This is a genomic window from Alteromonas antoniana, from assembly GCF_019249295.1.
Lineage (GTDB): Bacteria > Pseudomonadota > Gammaproteobacteria > Enterobacterales > Alteromonadaceae > Alteromonas > Alteromonas antoniana.
This window is the reverse complement of sequence record NZ_JAESDH010000008.1, coordinates 179,462-193,176: the sequence shown is the minus strand read 5'-3', so window position 1 is coordinate 193,176 and position 13,715 is coordinate 179,462. Positions and strand designations below refer to the sequence as shown.

The following is a 13,715-nucleotide window of genomic DNA, read 5'->3' as shown; positions in this document are numbered from 1 at the left end:
ATGCCAGACAAACCCTTACGCATTGGAGTGGTGGCGGGCGAACCCTCAGGGGACGTGCTCGCCGCTGGTATGATTGCCGAAATAAAGCGCCTGCACCCTGATGCGATCATCGAAGGCATCGGGGGAACCAATATGCAGGCTGCAGGCTGCCGTTCGCTGTTCGACATGGAAACCCTGTCAGTTATGGGACTTGTCGAAGTCCTTTCTCATTTGCCTGCCATTCTTAAGGTGAAAAAAGCCTTACTTGCGCATTTTGAACAATATCCACCGGATGTATTTGTCGGTGTCGATGCACCTGACTTTAACCTGCGAGTGGAAAAAGCATTAAAGGCTCGTGGCATTCCGACCGTGCATTATGTCAGCCCGACAGTCTGGGCCTGGCGCGAAAAGCGTATTCACAAGATTAAGGCCGCCGTTAATCGTGTACTGGGATTATTTCCTTTCGAACAAACGGTATATGACAAGTATGACTTGCCCTATACCTTTGTTGGACATACCATGGCGGATGCGGTCGCGCTGGCCCCTGACCAGGCCGATGCCAGAGCCACACTGGCGCTGGCTGACGATAAGCCGGTGCTGGCTGTCCTGCCGGGGTCCCGTCGTGGCGAAGTTGCCACGCTGTTGCCGGTTTTCGTCGACACCATGAAACTGATACGTAAACGGTTGCCAGATTGTCAGTTCGTCATTCCTGCCGTTAATGATTACAGGATGGCAGAGATAGACAGTTACCTTAGCGAGCATTGTGATGCTGCGCTGCCCCGTAATGCTATCAAGCTGCTGCAGGGGCAAAGCCGTGAAGCCATGATCGCCAGCGATACGATTTTACTGGCTTCGGGTACTGCCACCTTAGAAGCCATGCTGTGTAAGCGCCCGATGGTGGCCGCTTATAAGCTGGCACCGATGACATACAGAATGATGCAGTGGCTGTATAAAGCGCCGTACTTCGCTTTGCCAAACCTGTTGGCGAATAAACGGCTTATTCCTGAGTTACTGCAGGAAGAGGTGAATCCTGAAAATCTTTGCGAGCATGTCATGCACTACTTTCAGTCGGATAATACAGATCTTATCCGCGAGTTTACTGCCATCCACAGCACGTTAAAGTGCGATGCTGATAAGACGTCGGCAAAAGCCGTACTGGGGGAAATTCGTGGATAAGCATATTGCCGGTGTCGATGAAGTCGGCCGGGGCCCGCTGGTAGGGGATGTTGTTACCGCTGCCGTGATCCTGGATCCGATGCGCCCCATCGAAGGGCTAACCGATTCCAAAAAGCTCTCGGAAAAAAAGCGTAATACCTTTGCTGAAATCATTAAACGTGATGCGTTGTGCTGGGCAATTGGCCGGGCAACGCCGCAGGAAATCGACCAGCTGAATATTCTGCACGCCACCATGCTGGCAATGACCCGCGCAGTGCAGGGGTTATCCATCAAGCCAGACTTTGTCAGAGTCGATGGCAACCGTGTTCCGGACTGGTCCTATCGAGCAGAAGCCGTGGTGAAAGGCGATAGTTTGCATGCAGAGATTTCAGCCGCGTCAATTCTGGCCAAAGTTGAACGCGATGCGGATATGTTTGAGCTTGATAAAACGTATCCTCAGTATGGTTTTGCGGCGCACAAGGGCTACCCAACCAAAGCACATTTCGCTGCGCTTGCTGAGCATGGTGTGTTACCGTGTTACCGTCAGAGTTTTAAACCCGTTCAGGCCGTCCTCACGGCAAAATAGCGGATAACAACGAACAATAAGAGTGCTGCAAGAAATGTCGTCGCCGTTTATCCATTTACGCGTCCACAGTGACTATTCCATGATGGACGGGCTTAACAAAACCAAGCCTATCCTTGCCAAAGTGGAAGAACTACAAATGCCCGCTGTGGCGATAACAGACCAGATGAATATGTGTGGTCTGGTGAAGTTTTATTCTGATGCCCACAGCCGTGGCATCAAGCCGATCATTGGTACCGATTTCTGGGTAATTAACGACACCTTCGCTGAAGAGCCTTTCCGTCTGACTCTGCTGGCAATGAATAACGAAGGCTATAAAAATATTACCCTGCTGATTTCAAAAGCGTATTTGCGGGGCTACGTGTGTCATCGCCCGGCCATTGATCAGGCCTGGCTGGCTGAGCATGCCGAGGGCGTCATTGTGCTTTCCGGCGGCCTGCAGGGGGATGTGGGCGTAGGTTTAATGAAGAACAACGCCAAAATACTCGAAGAGGCGGTAGGCTTTTATCAACAGCACTTCCCGGATCGCTTTTATGTAGAACTTATTCGTACAGGTCGCCCCGGAGAAGAAGATTATCTGCATCACGCAGTGGAGTTGGCAGAGCAGCGCGGTTTGCCTGTGGTGGCAACCAATGAAGTCTGCTTTTTGGAGCGTGAAGGTTTTGATGCGCACGAAATTCGGGTGGCTATCCATGATGGTTTCACCCTGGATGATACCCGTAGACCGAAACGTTACAGCGATCAGCAATACCTGCGTACTGCAGAGGAAATGGTCGAGCTTTTCAGCGATATCCCTGAGGCGATTGAGAACACAGTAGAAATTGCTAAGCGCTGTAACGTGACTGTGCGGTTAGGCGAGTACTTCCTGCCGCAGTTTCCTACCGGCGGCATGACGACAGAAGACTTTTTGGTAAAAGTGTCAGAGGAAGGTCTTGAAGAGCGACTCGAGTTTTTATTCCCGGATGAAAGTAAACGCCAGGAAATGCGTCCGGGCTACGACGAGCGCCTGAAAATCGAACTGGAAGTGATTAACCAGATGGGATTTCCGGGTTACTTCCTGATCGTGATGGAGTTTATCCAGTGGAGTAAAGATAACGGCGTACCCGTTGGTCCGGGACGGGGTTCCGGTGCGGGCTCACTGGTCGCTTATGCACTTAAGATCACCGATTTGGATCCGCTGGAATTCGATTTGCTTTTCGAACGGTTCCTTAACCCTGAACGGGTATCAATGCCCGACTTTGACGTCGACTTCTGTATGGACCGTCGTGATGAGGTAATCGACCACGTTGCCGAACTATACGGCCGACAGGCGGTATCGCAGATCATCACCTTCGGTACCATGGCTGCAAAAGCCGTGGTGCGTGATGTGGGCAGGGTGCTGGGGCACCCTTATGGTTTTGTTGATCGCATCTCCAAGCTTATTCCGCCGGATCCCGGCATGACACTTGGCAAGGCGTTTGAAGCTGAACCGCGTTTGCCTGAGTTATATAATGACGATGAGGATGTCAAAGATCTCATCGACATGGCCCGCATTCTTGAAGGTGTAACGCGAAACGCCGGTAAGCACGCGGGGGGCGTGGTTATTGCTCCCACCACCATCACTGATTTTGCCCCGCTTTACTGTGATGACGAGGGAAATAACCCGGTTACGCAGTTTGATAAAAACGATGTGGAAACCGCCGGCCTGGTAAAGTTCGACTTCCTTGGTCTTCGTACTTTGACCATCATCCAGTGGGCACTGGATATGATCAAAGAGGGGCAGGGCAAAGATATCGATATCAGCGCGATACCGCTGGAAGATAAACGCAGCTTTCGCTCGTTGCAGGCTGCTGAAACTACCGCCGTATTCCAGTTGGAATCGCGCGGAATGAAAGAGCTGATCAAGCGCCTCAAACCTGACTGCTTCGAAGATATCATCGCACTGGTAGCGCTGTTCCGGCCGGGGCCGTTGCAATCGGGCATGGTTGATAACTTCATTGACCGTAAGCACGGCCGCGAGGCGATCTCTTACCCGGATGCAGAATACCAGCACGAGTGCTTGCAGGAAATTCTTGAACCTACCTACGGCATTATTCTGTATCAGGAACAAGTAATGCAGATTGCCCAGGAGATGGCGGGGTATTCACTCGGTGGCGCTGACTTGCTGCGCCGCGCCATGGGTAAGAAAAAGCCTGAAGAGATGGAAAAGCAGCGGGCGGTATTTGCTGAAGGTTCGAAAGAGAACAATATCGATCCTGATTTGGCGATGAAAATATTCGACCTGGTGGAAAAGTTCGCCGGTTATGGGTTTAACAAATCGCATTCTGCTGCCTATGCGTTGGTCTCTTACCAGACGCTGTGGCTGAAAGTTCACTATCCGGCCGAGTTTATGGCAGCGGTTATGTCGGCGGATATGGATAATACCGACAAAATTGTAACGCTGGTCGACGAGGTCGGTCGCATGGGGCTGGAAATCTTACCGCCCGATCTGAATGCAGGCCGTTATAAGTTCACAGTAGATGAAAGAGGCCGTATTGTTTACGGTATTGGCGCAATCAAAGGGGTGGGAGAAGGCCCGATTGAAGCCATTATCGAGGCGCGTGAAGCGCACGGCGCGTTTTCTGACTTGTTCGATTTCTGTGCTAAAGTGGATATAAAGCGGGTAAACAAGCGGGTACTGGAAAAGCTGGTACTGGCAGGGGCTATGGATAACCTTGGCCCGCACCGGGCCGCGCTGATGGCGTCGCTGCCGGAAGCGATAGCGGCAGCCGGTCAGCATGCTAAAGCCGAGTCGTTTGGACAGTCTGATATGTTTGGTCTGCTCACAACCGAGCCGGAAGAAGTGGAGCAGGCTTTTGCCGATGTGCCACAGTGGCCGGAGAAAGTCTGGCTTGAAGGGGAAAAGGATACGCTCGGGCTGTACCTGACCGGTCACCCTATTAATCAGTATGCTGATGAAATTCGTCATTACTCAGATGGCCGGTTAGTGGATTTAAAACCGACCGGTAAAGATCAGATGGCAACGGCGGTGGGGCTGGTGCTTGGCGTGCGGGTGATGACCAATAAACGTGGACGTCGCTGGGCTATCGTGACATTAGATGATAAAAGCGCCAGAATGGACGTACGCTTTTTCCCGGATATGTATGAGCAGTTTGAAAGTATCCTGGAATCAGACAGAATTTTGCTGATTAAAGGACAGGTCAGCTTTGATGATTTCTCGGGGGGCAATACAATCACCGCCCGGGATGCCATGGATATTATTCAGGCGCGAGAAAAAAATGCGAAAGCGCTGGCACTGCACATTGATACTAAGCAATGTGAGGAAAAAACCATGACATCGCTTCAGACGATACTGCAGTCATTCAATGGGGGAAGTTGCCCGGTGCAATTTGATATTGTACACCCCGACGCAGAGGTGACACTGGCATGTGGTGCACAATGGTATGTGACACCAGAGGATCAGCTGTTACATGATCTCAAGCAGTGTCTGGGTGACGATGCAGTCAGAATTCACTATCACTAGATTGCTGAAACGCAAACAAGGGTAGGCATAATAGGACAAAGAATGAGTATACAGTTTTTGGATTTTGAACAGCCAATTGCCGAACTAGAAGCAAAAATAGAAGAGTTGCGATTGGTTAACCAAGGCGGCGAGTTTGATGTAGGCATTGAGGAAGAAATCAATCGCCTGCGCGGCAAAAGCGCAGATTTAACGCGCAAAATTTTTGCCGATTTAGGGGCGTGGCAGGTTTCTCAGCTGGCGCGTCATCCCCTGCGTCCTTACACCAATGACTACATTGGCCGTATTTTTACTGAATTTGATGAGCTTGCCGGTGACCGAGCCTACGCAGATGATAAGGCTATCGTCGGCGGTCTGGCGATGCTGGACGACCAGCCTATTATGCTGATTGGTCACCAAAAAGGGCGTGACACTCATGAAAAAATCAAACGCAACTTTGGTATGCCAAAACCAGAAGGGTATCGCAAAGCGTTACGCCTGATGAAAATGGCTGAGCGATTTAATCTGCCCATCGTGACCCTTATCGATACTCCCGGAGCCTATCCCGGCGTGGGGGCGGAGGAGCGCGGCCAGAGCGAGGCGATTGCCCGCAACCTGTTCGAAATGGCTGAAATTCGCGTGCCTATCGTGTGTACGGTTATTGGCGAAGGTGGGTCTGGTGGCGCACTGGCGATCGGTGTTGGCGATCGCGTGAACATGCTGCAATATTCTACCTATTCGGTGATTTCACCAGAAGGCTGTGCATCCATCTTATGGAAAAGTGCTGAAAAAGCGCCCCTTGCCGCCGAAGCGATGGGCGTCAGTGCACCTCAGATCAAAGAGCTGGGCTTGATCAACGCCATCGTGGAAGAGCCGCTTGGCGGCGCGCATCGAGATCACGACGGTATGGCAGCAAACCTGAAAGCGACTATCAAACAACAACTAAGTCAGTTAAAAGCACTGGACACTGAGACACTCATGGCTGAGCGTTATGATCGCCTGATGTCCTTTGGTTACTGCTAATCCACATAAAGGAACGTGCCAGCGGTGATGACTGAAACTGTCATTGACACTATCAGTGCCTCGCTGGCGCGGCTTACTCCTCCCTCCTGCGGTTCTCTGACCGTTGCGTACAGTGGGGGAGTAGATTCTACCGTATTACTGTATGCCGCAAAGGCATTTGCCAGTGCGCATCAAATCGCCCTCTCTGCGTGCTATATCCATCATGGCCTGAGTACCAATGCCACAGCGTGGCAACAGCATTGTGCTGATGTGTGCCAGCAGCTTGACGTTGTATTTGAGGCAAAGTCTGTCTCAGTCACCCCGACATCCAGAAAAAGTACTGAGGCGCTTGCCAGAGACGCAAGATACGCTGCGCTGTTTGCGCACTGCAAACAAAGACACGCTGCACTGCTTTTAGGGCAGCATCAGGATGATCAGTTAGAGACGATATTGCTACAGCTAAAACGCGGTGCCGGGCCAAAGGGACTCGCCGCAATGCCAGAGTATCAGGTAAGACAAGACGTCGCGATAATCCGTCCGATGCTCTCACTCAGCCGAAAGGAGATAGAAGCCGCTGCAACGCACCTGGCGCTGCCATGGATTGAGGATGAATCAAATGCGGATACCGCATACGACCGCAACTTTCTCCGGCAGGATATCATTCCTCTTTTACAGTCTCGCTGGCCTTTGATAAGTGAAACCGCTGCCAGAAGTGCTGCTTTATGTGCAGAACAGCAGGAGCTCGTGGAGAATGCTGCAACGGAAAAGCTTGCGGCAATGAGCAAAGGTGCGGACAGGCTCGACGGCGCGAAGCTAGCTGCACTTCCCCTGAGGTGGCAACGGGCAGTGTTGCGACAATGGTTTGCTGGCCACGGTATGGCTGCGCCATCACAGGCTCAGCTGGAGCAGGTAACACTGCAGTTAACCGCAAAAGCTGATGCGCAGCCACAGGTGACGGTGAATGACGTCGTGATCCGACGGTTTCAGGACGATCTTTTCTGGACCCGTAACACCCGCTCAGCAGAAGCGATTTCAAAGCAGATTATTTATGCAGGAACGGTAACCATTGTTGAAGAGACAGGGGTGCGCCTGTTGATATCTGATTCAGAGGAGCACGGCACCTACCAGTTAGAACCTGTGAGCCTTAATGAGAAAGTAAAGCTTCAGGGGCGAGGGAGTTCAAAACCGATTAAGCAGTGGATGAAAGCGCTTGGTATACCACCGTGGCAACGCCAACCGGCCGCGCTACTGTTACTGGAGCAGACTCCGGTTGCCTGTGTGTATCCCGCAGGGGTCCTGAGGCTTCATGCGCTGCCGCCTTCCGTTCAGGTACATGCCAGCTAACGGGCAAGTTGTTGCCGCCTGACAGCTCCATGTTTGTGTTCAACCGGACTGTGTCATAACCCAAAAGAGGATAGTAGAATCAGGCTGCCTGATAGGTGTTCTTCCCGCTCTCTTTGGCTTTATAAAGTGCACTGTCAGCACGGTCAAAAAGGGCATTAACGTCATCGTCCTCACGAAAAATAGCGCCGCCTAGACTCACTGTGACCTCATAGCGGCGCAGGAAGGCCGATGAGCGGATCTGGCGTTGTAGGCGGCATGCAGCGGCTTCAAGCTGAGCCGTGGTCTGACAGTCGAGCAAACAGCAAAATTCATCGCCACCGAATCGAAACGCCTCGTCTTCGCCGCGCAGCGATTGTGCTATCTGGCTCGCAACGTTAACCAGAACGCTATCGCCTTCGCGGTGGCCGCGGGTATCGTTAATCTTTTTAAAATTATCCAAATCGATCACCAGCAACCCGAAATTTTGTTCATGTCGGTGTGCGCGACAGATAAGGCGACTGAATGAGTCATTGAAGCCATTACGATTGCCGAGCCCGGTAAGTGTGTCTTTTGTTGCGATTTGTTTTAACCGACGAAATTCCAGCGCATGAACTAACTGCTGGCTGAAAAGCTGGTGAAATTGCGCAAGTCTGGCTCTTACCTGAGGGCCTGGCTCTTTATCAAAGGCGTAGTAGACATATTTAGTGAGGCCATCCGCCTCGCGCTGACACATGGGCAGCGCCAGCTCTACCTGCACTCCCTGCGAGCCGGTCAGTTTGCCATAGACCAGGCGGCTGTCGTAATCTGACAGGCTGACGTTTGCGATATTCAGGTGCTGGTTCAGTTGGTGAAAGTACACAGAGCCCAGCGTGGCCAGATCTACAGTCGAAAGTAATTGATGCATAAATGCATTCAACTGCGTCGCGCTGATCAATGAGCCCGAGTCAGTAATTGCATAATAATTGTCATGGACTGTGCTATCGTAGATAGTAGTAGAGAAATCCATGTTCTGGCCCCTTAAAAAGTCAAATGGGAGTGCGACATTCAGACTGACGGAAATCCGGCATGTTCTGATGTTTTCGCCTTACTCAATTGTTTTCAGCAAAAACTGTGCCTGAAATAAAAAGGAGACGATGTGATCGGTAGTGGTTTTGTACATGTGGTGATACTGATGTTTCTCGCTGTCGTCAGCGTGGCATTGTTTAAACGATTCCATTTGCCACCCATACTGGCGTACCTGTTTGCCGGGATCCTCGCCGGACCTCAGCTTCTCGCACTTTTCGCCCATCCAGAGCAAATGCACCTTCTGGCCGAAGTCGGCATCGTTTTTCTGCTGTTTTCTCTGGGGCTGGAGTTCTCGCTACCTAAACTCATGGCGATGCGCAGTCTGGTCTTCGGGGTCGGTCTTGGACAAATGTGCATTACCACGCTGGTCTTCACGCTGATCCCGTTTTATTTTTTCGACTTGCCACTCGCAGCCTCCATTATCATCGGCGGCATGGTCGCGCTTAGCTCCACTGCGATAGTCATTAAGCAGGTCACTGAGTCGGGGATCCTCAACAACCGTCGCACACAACTGGCAATCAGTATTTTGCTGTTCCAGGATCTTGCTGTTGTCCCGTTTCTCATAGCCATCCCGCTGCTATCGGGCGAGCAGGACGTTAATGTTGTCAGTGTACTGGCAGGGGCACTACTTAAAGGAACATTGGTAGTGACCTTTTTGCTTTCGGTAGGGAAGTGGTTTTTGCCATGGGTGTTTCGGGAAGTGGCTCGCACGCGCACCGATGAACTGTTTGTCTTAACAACGATTCTGGTGTCGTTACTTGCTGCTGGCCTGACTTACGTTTCCGGTCTGTCGATGGCGTTAGGCGCGTTTCTGGCCGGTATGATGCTGGGGGAGAGCCAGTACAAGTATCAGTTAGAAGCGGATATCCGACCTTTCAGAGATATTCTGATGGGCCTCTTTTTCGTGACCGTCGGGATGCAGCTGGATCTCACCGTCCTGATGGAAAGTGGTCATTGGATCATTGCTGGTGTGGTGTCGCTGATGGCCGTGAAAGTGGTGCTGGTCAGGTTGGCAGCGAGATTGTTCAAGTGCGACCCGGTTGATGCCTGGTCTGCCGGTTTTAAACTCTGTCAGATTGGCGAATTCAGTTTTGTTATAGCGGCTCTGGCTACCACGCACGGCGTTATTACTCAGCAGCAATCCTCGATCATTGTGAGTATGGGGGTAATCAGTATGGCGCTCACCCCATGGTTAATCGATAAAAGTCTGGCTTTTGCCCAGACATTGGTAAAGCAACCGAATATTGACGCCGATCAGCCGGTTCTTTTTTCACAGAGTCCACTTTCTGATCATGTTGTCATTGCCGGTTTTGGGCGGGTTGGTCAGTCAGTGGCGAGAATGCTGAAAATGGAAGGGATCCCGTTTATCGCGATAGACGGCGATCCGGTAAGGGTGCATGAAAGTCGTAACGCCGGAGAGCCCATTTTGTTTGGCGACTCCAGCCAGAAAGGCATTTTGATTAATGCGGGTGTGGAACGAGCGAAACTGGTGCTGGTCACCTTCGACCAGCCAGACAAAGCGGCTCAGGTCATAAGTTCTACCCGCCAGATACGGGAAAACATAGAGGTAATGGTGCGTACTAAGCGCGATTATCAGTTAGAGGCATTATATGGTGCCGGAGCGTCGCAGGTCGTTCCGGAGTTGCAGGAGGGGAGTCTGATGCTGATTTCCCAGGTGCTTCACTACGCCGGCGTACCCATGTCCCGTATTCTAAAACGCGTCAGAGCTGAGCGAAAAGGGCGTTATGACCACCTGCATGGCTTTTACCCTGGAGAAACGACCGAAATCACTTACGGTACCGAAGATAAACTGGAGTTCATTCACGCGGTCGTGCTCAATTCGCATGCGTATTGCCTGGGGAAAACCCTCGAAGCGCTGGATTTAACCCGGATGCGGGTGAAAGTGAAGGGGCTTCGCCGGGATGGCACAGAAGTGGCGGAGCCAGATGGCAGCGCTATTCTTCAGCAAGGCGATGTGCTGGTTATTGCCGGGAAACCACGTCGGGTGGAACGGGCTGAAAGATTTCTACTGGAAGGCGGCTAATGCTAATCCGTCGAATCTGGCACCTGTGATATGGCACTACAGGTAGAGAGCGAGCGGCGTCAGTTTGATCTCGCTGTGTGTGAAGGTTAAGTCTTTACCGGGCCGACAACGCGATATTCGCGTTGTCCCAGTGACGCATTCTGCGTTGACGACCTGTATCAGGCGACTTTGTCTTTTTCCAAGTCTTTAAACTGTTTTTTCAGATCGTATTTTTCGTCTGTCACAATCTGCTCCAGCACCTCAATGCGCGACTTAAGGTTCACAATTTCCTTCTGCATTTCTGCCTTTTCTTTGTCGCTCATATCAGCGCGTTTTTTTCTTCCAGACGTGGTAATTTCCACAAGAACCCATCCGATAATAGCCACAATAGCAATAGCAGTTACGTATCCAGACATCATAATGATTTCCCTCTTTTCAATACCTTAATTAATCAGTGTAATTCCAAAACGATGGTTTAGCCCGAAATTCTTTACCCCATCTCAGCAGTCGCTGAGGTATAATTTCATTTGTTGTTGGAATAACACACTAGCGAGTAATTGTAAGCAAGTCACTGACCAAAATATAAAATCAATTATTTTCAAAGAGTTAGTTTTTTTGATAACAAGAAGAGTAGTTCAGGTTAGTGAAATACACCAAATAAGTAGCAGAATTCACCACATGCCAGACGCATCAGAGCAAGCAGACCACCATTGGATGCAACAAGCATTGTTGTTATCAGAAAACGCAGAAGTCCTGGGCGAAGTACCGGTTGGTGCGTTGGTAGTTTCTGATGGCGAAGTAATAGGCAAAGGATGGAATACGCCTATTTCCGGGCATGATCCTTCAGCGCATGCAGAAATGAACGCGTTGCGTCAGGCTGCGCTTCATCGACAGAACTATCGGGTGATAGATGCTACCTTATATGTCACCCTTGAGCCATGTCCAATGTGCGCTGGCCTGTTAGTGCATGCGAGAATAAGTCGGGTCGTGTTTGGGGCTTATGATGAGAAAACCGGAGCGGCCGGTTCGGTGATGAATCTGCTTCAGCACGAATCGCTGAATCATAAAGTGGATATTACCGGTGGTGTTTTAGCTGATGTATGTGGTCAGCGTTTATCTGCGTTTTTCAAGCGTCGCAGGGCAGAAATTAAGGCGGCTAAACTGGCCCGGCGAGCTCAGGCTACGAAGCCTGCGCCAGATCAGTAAACATATCGAAAGAATGGTACATTTTGCGGCGCTTCAGTACCTTCTGATGCGACCGCTTTAGCATCAGTCTGCGTCGGTTGTTATTTTTCAACGTTCTTCCTTTTCTCATCATTTTGTTCTTTTTCATATTTTGTCCTCCTGAATTATCAGAAAGGCAGACGTGTCAGGGACGTTGACTGTCATTGGGTTCTGGCAGTTTCCCGCACACTCCGTCGACATGAATTGAGGTGGGTTACCAGACAGTCACGTTTACACGAATACCTTTCTCTTACCTCTGGCTGTAGGGCACCAGGTAAAATCAATAAAGGCGGTAGTTTAGTTATAGGTAGTAAAAACGGGCTACCAGAAACCAGTTGTATCCTAGCGTCATAAAATGACGGCGTTATTACAGTTTTCAAGATAGTCGTTGCAAAAATCCGTGTGTAAAAAGGGGAGTTATGCGCCAACAATGGAACTGTGGAAAAGCCGGAACAAAATGGCCACGGTAAACAATCTTTCAGGCCTGATGCCTTTAACGCTTAAAGCGCGATTCGTCCGTCACGATTTTCATCCAACCATACCAGTGTATCGTAATAGCGGCGAATATTTTCTACGTACTGCAATGCTTCGTCACCTCTGGCGTAGCCATACTTTGTTGTACGATAATATTTTTTCTGACGCAGCAAAGGTAAACGCTGCTTCACATCAACCCAGAGGTCAGGGTTGCCCCCCTGGCGCTGGGTTAGCACTCGGGCGTCTTCCAGATGGCCGAGACCGATATTGTAAGCGGCCAGCGCCATCCAGGTTTTATCAGGCTCCTGGATCCTGGCGGGGATCCGGCTCAGCAGGCTGGCGAAGTACTGGGCTCCGCCCCGAATGCTTTGTTCTGCATCAATACGGGACACCACATCCATATCTTTCGCTGTATCCAGAGTCAGCATCATAAGGCCTCTCACACCCGTAGGAGAGGTGGCATCGGGTTGCCAGTGACTTTCCTGATAGCTCATTGCGGCAAGTAGCCGCCAGTCTATATCGCTGCCGTATTGACGAAACCAGGCTTCGTATTCAGGCAACACTTTTTGTGCTGCATCGATGAATGCGCTGGTATCCACATAATTAAACTGACGGACATGCCCAAAGTACTTCTCCTCCAGCACCTTGAACACGCCAGCCTGATGGATGCTACCAAAGTATTCAACCAGCGCCGCGCGCAGGGAGTCGTCCAATTGGGGATTAAGTGCCCAGGCGATGGGCTGCAGGGTTTCAAGAGTAAAGCCGACACTTAACTGAGGAAAACGCCTGCGCTGTAACGCCAGTCGGTTGGTATCTGCCAGTGTATAATCGAGCTCGCCCTCAGCGACCATCTGCAATAACTCTTCAGCGTCACGATCGGCAGTTTCCTGCCAGGACAGTGATGTCAGTTCAGACGTCGCGACATCTCTGAGGATCCTCGCGTGACTGCTGCCTTCGACAACCATCAGCGGTTTACTGAGATCTTCCAGGGCTCTGGGACGCTCATCCCCCTGCCTGAAAACCAGTTTTTGACTTACCTGCTGATAGGCCGGACCATAAACAAACCGGGATTTCATCGTCCCGGTGATCGCGTCGCCTGATGCCACCAGATCCAGCGTGCCATCACTTAGCTGCCCAAGCATGGCGTCGTACGAATAGAAGGGATAGATTTGTAACTCAACGCCCAGATAGTCGGCGAAGCCCTTGACCAGTTCGTACTCAAAGCCTTTCGGCCCGTCTGGCCCCAGATAGTACGTAGTACGGCCATACAGTGTACCTACCCGCAATACCTGCCGGTCAATTAACTGCGACAGCGAATTCGGTACCGAGGACTGTGTACAGCTCAGCATCAGCAGGCACAATAGCAATGTCAGACCGCGTCGAAAATCCACCTTAATCTACTCAATCCT

General features: G+C 51.0%; 10 protein-coding genes. 7 read left to right on the top strand and 3 right to left on the bottom strand.

Translation table 11 applies throughout. The features are described 5' to 3' along the window. The 5 genes from lpxB to tilS are packed head-to-tail and all read left to right on the top strand — an operon-like array spanning position 1 to position 7,541. Positions 1-1,155, top strand: a complete 1,155-nt coding sequence (lpxB, locus tag JKP77_RS09185) for a lipid-A-disaccharide synthase (RefSeq protein ID WP_218310883.1) — start codon at positions 1-3, stop codon at positions 1,153-1,155. Continuing rightward, positions 1,148-1,720 (top strand): ribonuclease HII, encoded by a 573-nt coding sequence (gene rnhB, locus JKP77_RS09180; RefSeq protein ID WP_218310882.1) that lies wholly within the window; start codon positions 1,148-1,150, stop codon positions 1,718-1,720. Before lpxB ends, rnhB begins: the two co-directional genes overlap by 8 nt. A gap of 34 nt (positions 1,721-1,754) precedes the next feature. Then, positions 1,755-5,219 carry a DNA polymerase III subunit alpha gene (dnaE, locus tag JKP77_RS09175; RefSeq protein ID WP_218310881.1) on the top strand — a complete coding sequence of 1,155 codons (3,465 nt, stop codon included), beginning with the start codon at positions 1,755-1,757 and terminating at the stop codon, positions 5,217-5,219. Between the two features lie 42 nt (positions 5,220-5,261). Continuing rightward, positions 5,262-6,218 (top strand): acetyl-CoA carboxylase carboxyl transferase subunit alpha, encoded by a 957-nt coding sequence (gene accA, locus JKP77_RS09170; RefSeq protein ID WP_218310880.1) that lies wholly within the window; start codon positions 5,262-5,264, stop codon positions 6,216-6,218. Positions 6,219-6,245: 27 nt separating this feature from the next. Beyond that, positions 6,246-7,541 carry a tRNA lysidine(34) synthetase TilS gene (gene tilS / locus JKP77_RS09165; RefSeq protein ID WP_218310879.1) on the top strand — a complete coding sequence of 432 codons (1,296 nt, stop codon included), beginning with the start codon at positions 6,246-6,248 and terminating at the stop codon, positions 7,539-7,541. A gap of 79 nt (positions 7,542-7,620) precedes the next feature. Here the strand turns inward: tilS and JKP77_RS09160 are convergent, their stop codons facing one another. Further along, positions 7,621-8,526, bottom strand: coding sequence for a GGDEF domain-containing protein (locus tag JKP77_RS09160; protein WP_218310878.1), 906 nt, complete (start codon positions 8,524-8,526; stop codon positions 7,621-7,623). Between the two features lie 165 nt (positions 8,527-8,691). On the opposite strand from JKP77_RS09160, the gene JKP77_RS09155 reads away from it, so the two are divergent. Further along, positions 8,692-10,629: a monovalent cation:proton antiporter family protein gene (locus JKP77_RS09155; protein ID WP_220100122.1), complete on the top strand. Its 1,938-nt coding sequence runs from the start codon at positions 8,692-8,694 to the stop codon at positions 10,627-10,629. A 158-nt stretch (positions 10,630-10,787) separates the two neighbouring features. On the opposite strand, the gene JKP77_RS09150 is transcribed toward JKP77_RS09155, so the two are convergent. Further along, positions 10,788-11,027: a hypothetical protein gene (locus tag JKP77_RS09150; RefSeq protein WP_246601148.1), complete on the bottom strand. Its 240-nt coding sequence runs from the start codon at positions 11,025-11,027 to the stop codon at positions 10,788-10,790. Between the two features lie 259 nt (positions 11,028-11,286). Between JKP77_RS09150 and tadA the strand changes: the two genes are divergently transcribed. Then, on the top strand, positions 11,287-11,814 hold the full coding sequence (gene tadA / locus JKP77_RS09145; RefSeq protein ID WP_218310877.1) for a tRNA adenosine(34) deaminase TadA: 528 nt from the start codon (positions 11,287-11,289) through the stop codon (positions 11,812-11,814). A 518-nt stretch (positions 11,815-12,332) separates the two neighbouring features. On the opposite strand, the gene mltF is transcribed toward tadA, so the two are convergent. Further along, positions 12,333-13,697, bottom strand: a complete 1,365-nt coding sequence (gene mltF, locus JKP77_RS09140; RefSeq protein ID WP_420840063.1) for a membrane-bound lytic murein transglycosylase MltF — start codon at positions 13,695-13,697, stop codon at positions 12,333-12,335. Between the last annotated feature and the right edge of the window lie 18 nt (positions 13,698-13,715).

What these genes read in the sequence shown, in the direction of transcription:
- tilS (WP_218310879.1), top strand. Translation starts at nt 6,246, where the DNA reads ATGACTGAAACTGTCATTGACACTATCAGTGCCTCGCTGGCGCGGCTT.
- tadA (WP_218310877.1), top strand. Translation starts at nt 11,287, where the DNA reads ATGCCAGACGCATCAGAGCAAGCAGACCACCATTGGATGCAACAAGCA.
- lpxB (WP_218310883.1), top strand. Translation starts at nt 1, where the DNA reads ATGCCAGACAAACCCTTACGCATTGGAGTGGTGGCGGGCGAACCCTCA.
- JKP77_RS09155 (WP_220100122.1), top strand. Translation starts at nt 8,692, where the DNA reads ATGTTTCTCGCTGTCGTCAGCGTGGCATTGTTTAAACGATTCCATTTG.
- JKP77_RS09150 (WP_246601148.1), bottom strand. Translation starts at nt 11,027, where the DNA reads ATGATGTCTGGATACGTAACTGCTATTGCTATTGTGGCTATTATCGGA.
- JKP77_RS09160 (WP_218310878.1), bottom strand. Translation starts at nt 8,526, where the DNA reads ATGGATTTCTCTACTACTATCTACGATAGCACAGTCCATGACAATTAT.
- dnaE (WP_218310881.1), top strand. Translation starts at nt 1,755, where the DNA reads ATGTCGTCGCCGTTTATCCATTTACGCGTCCACAGTGACTATTCCATG.
- accA (WP_218310880.1), top strand. Translation starts at nt 5,262, where the DNA reads ATGAGTATACAGTTTTTGGATTTTGAACAGCCAATTGCCGAACTAGAA.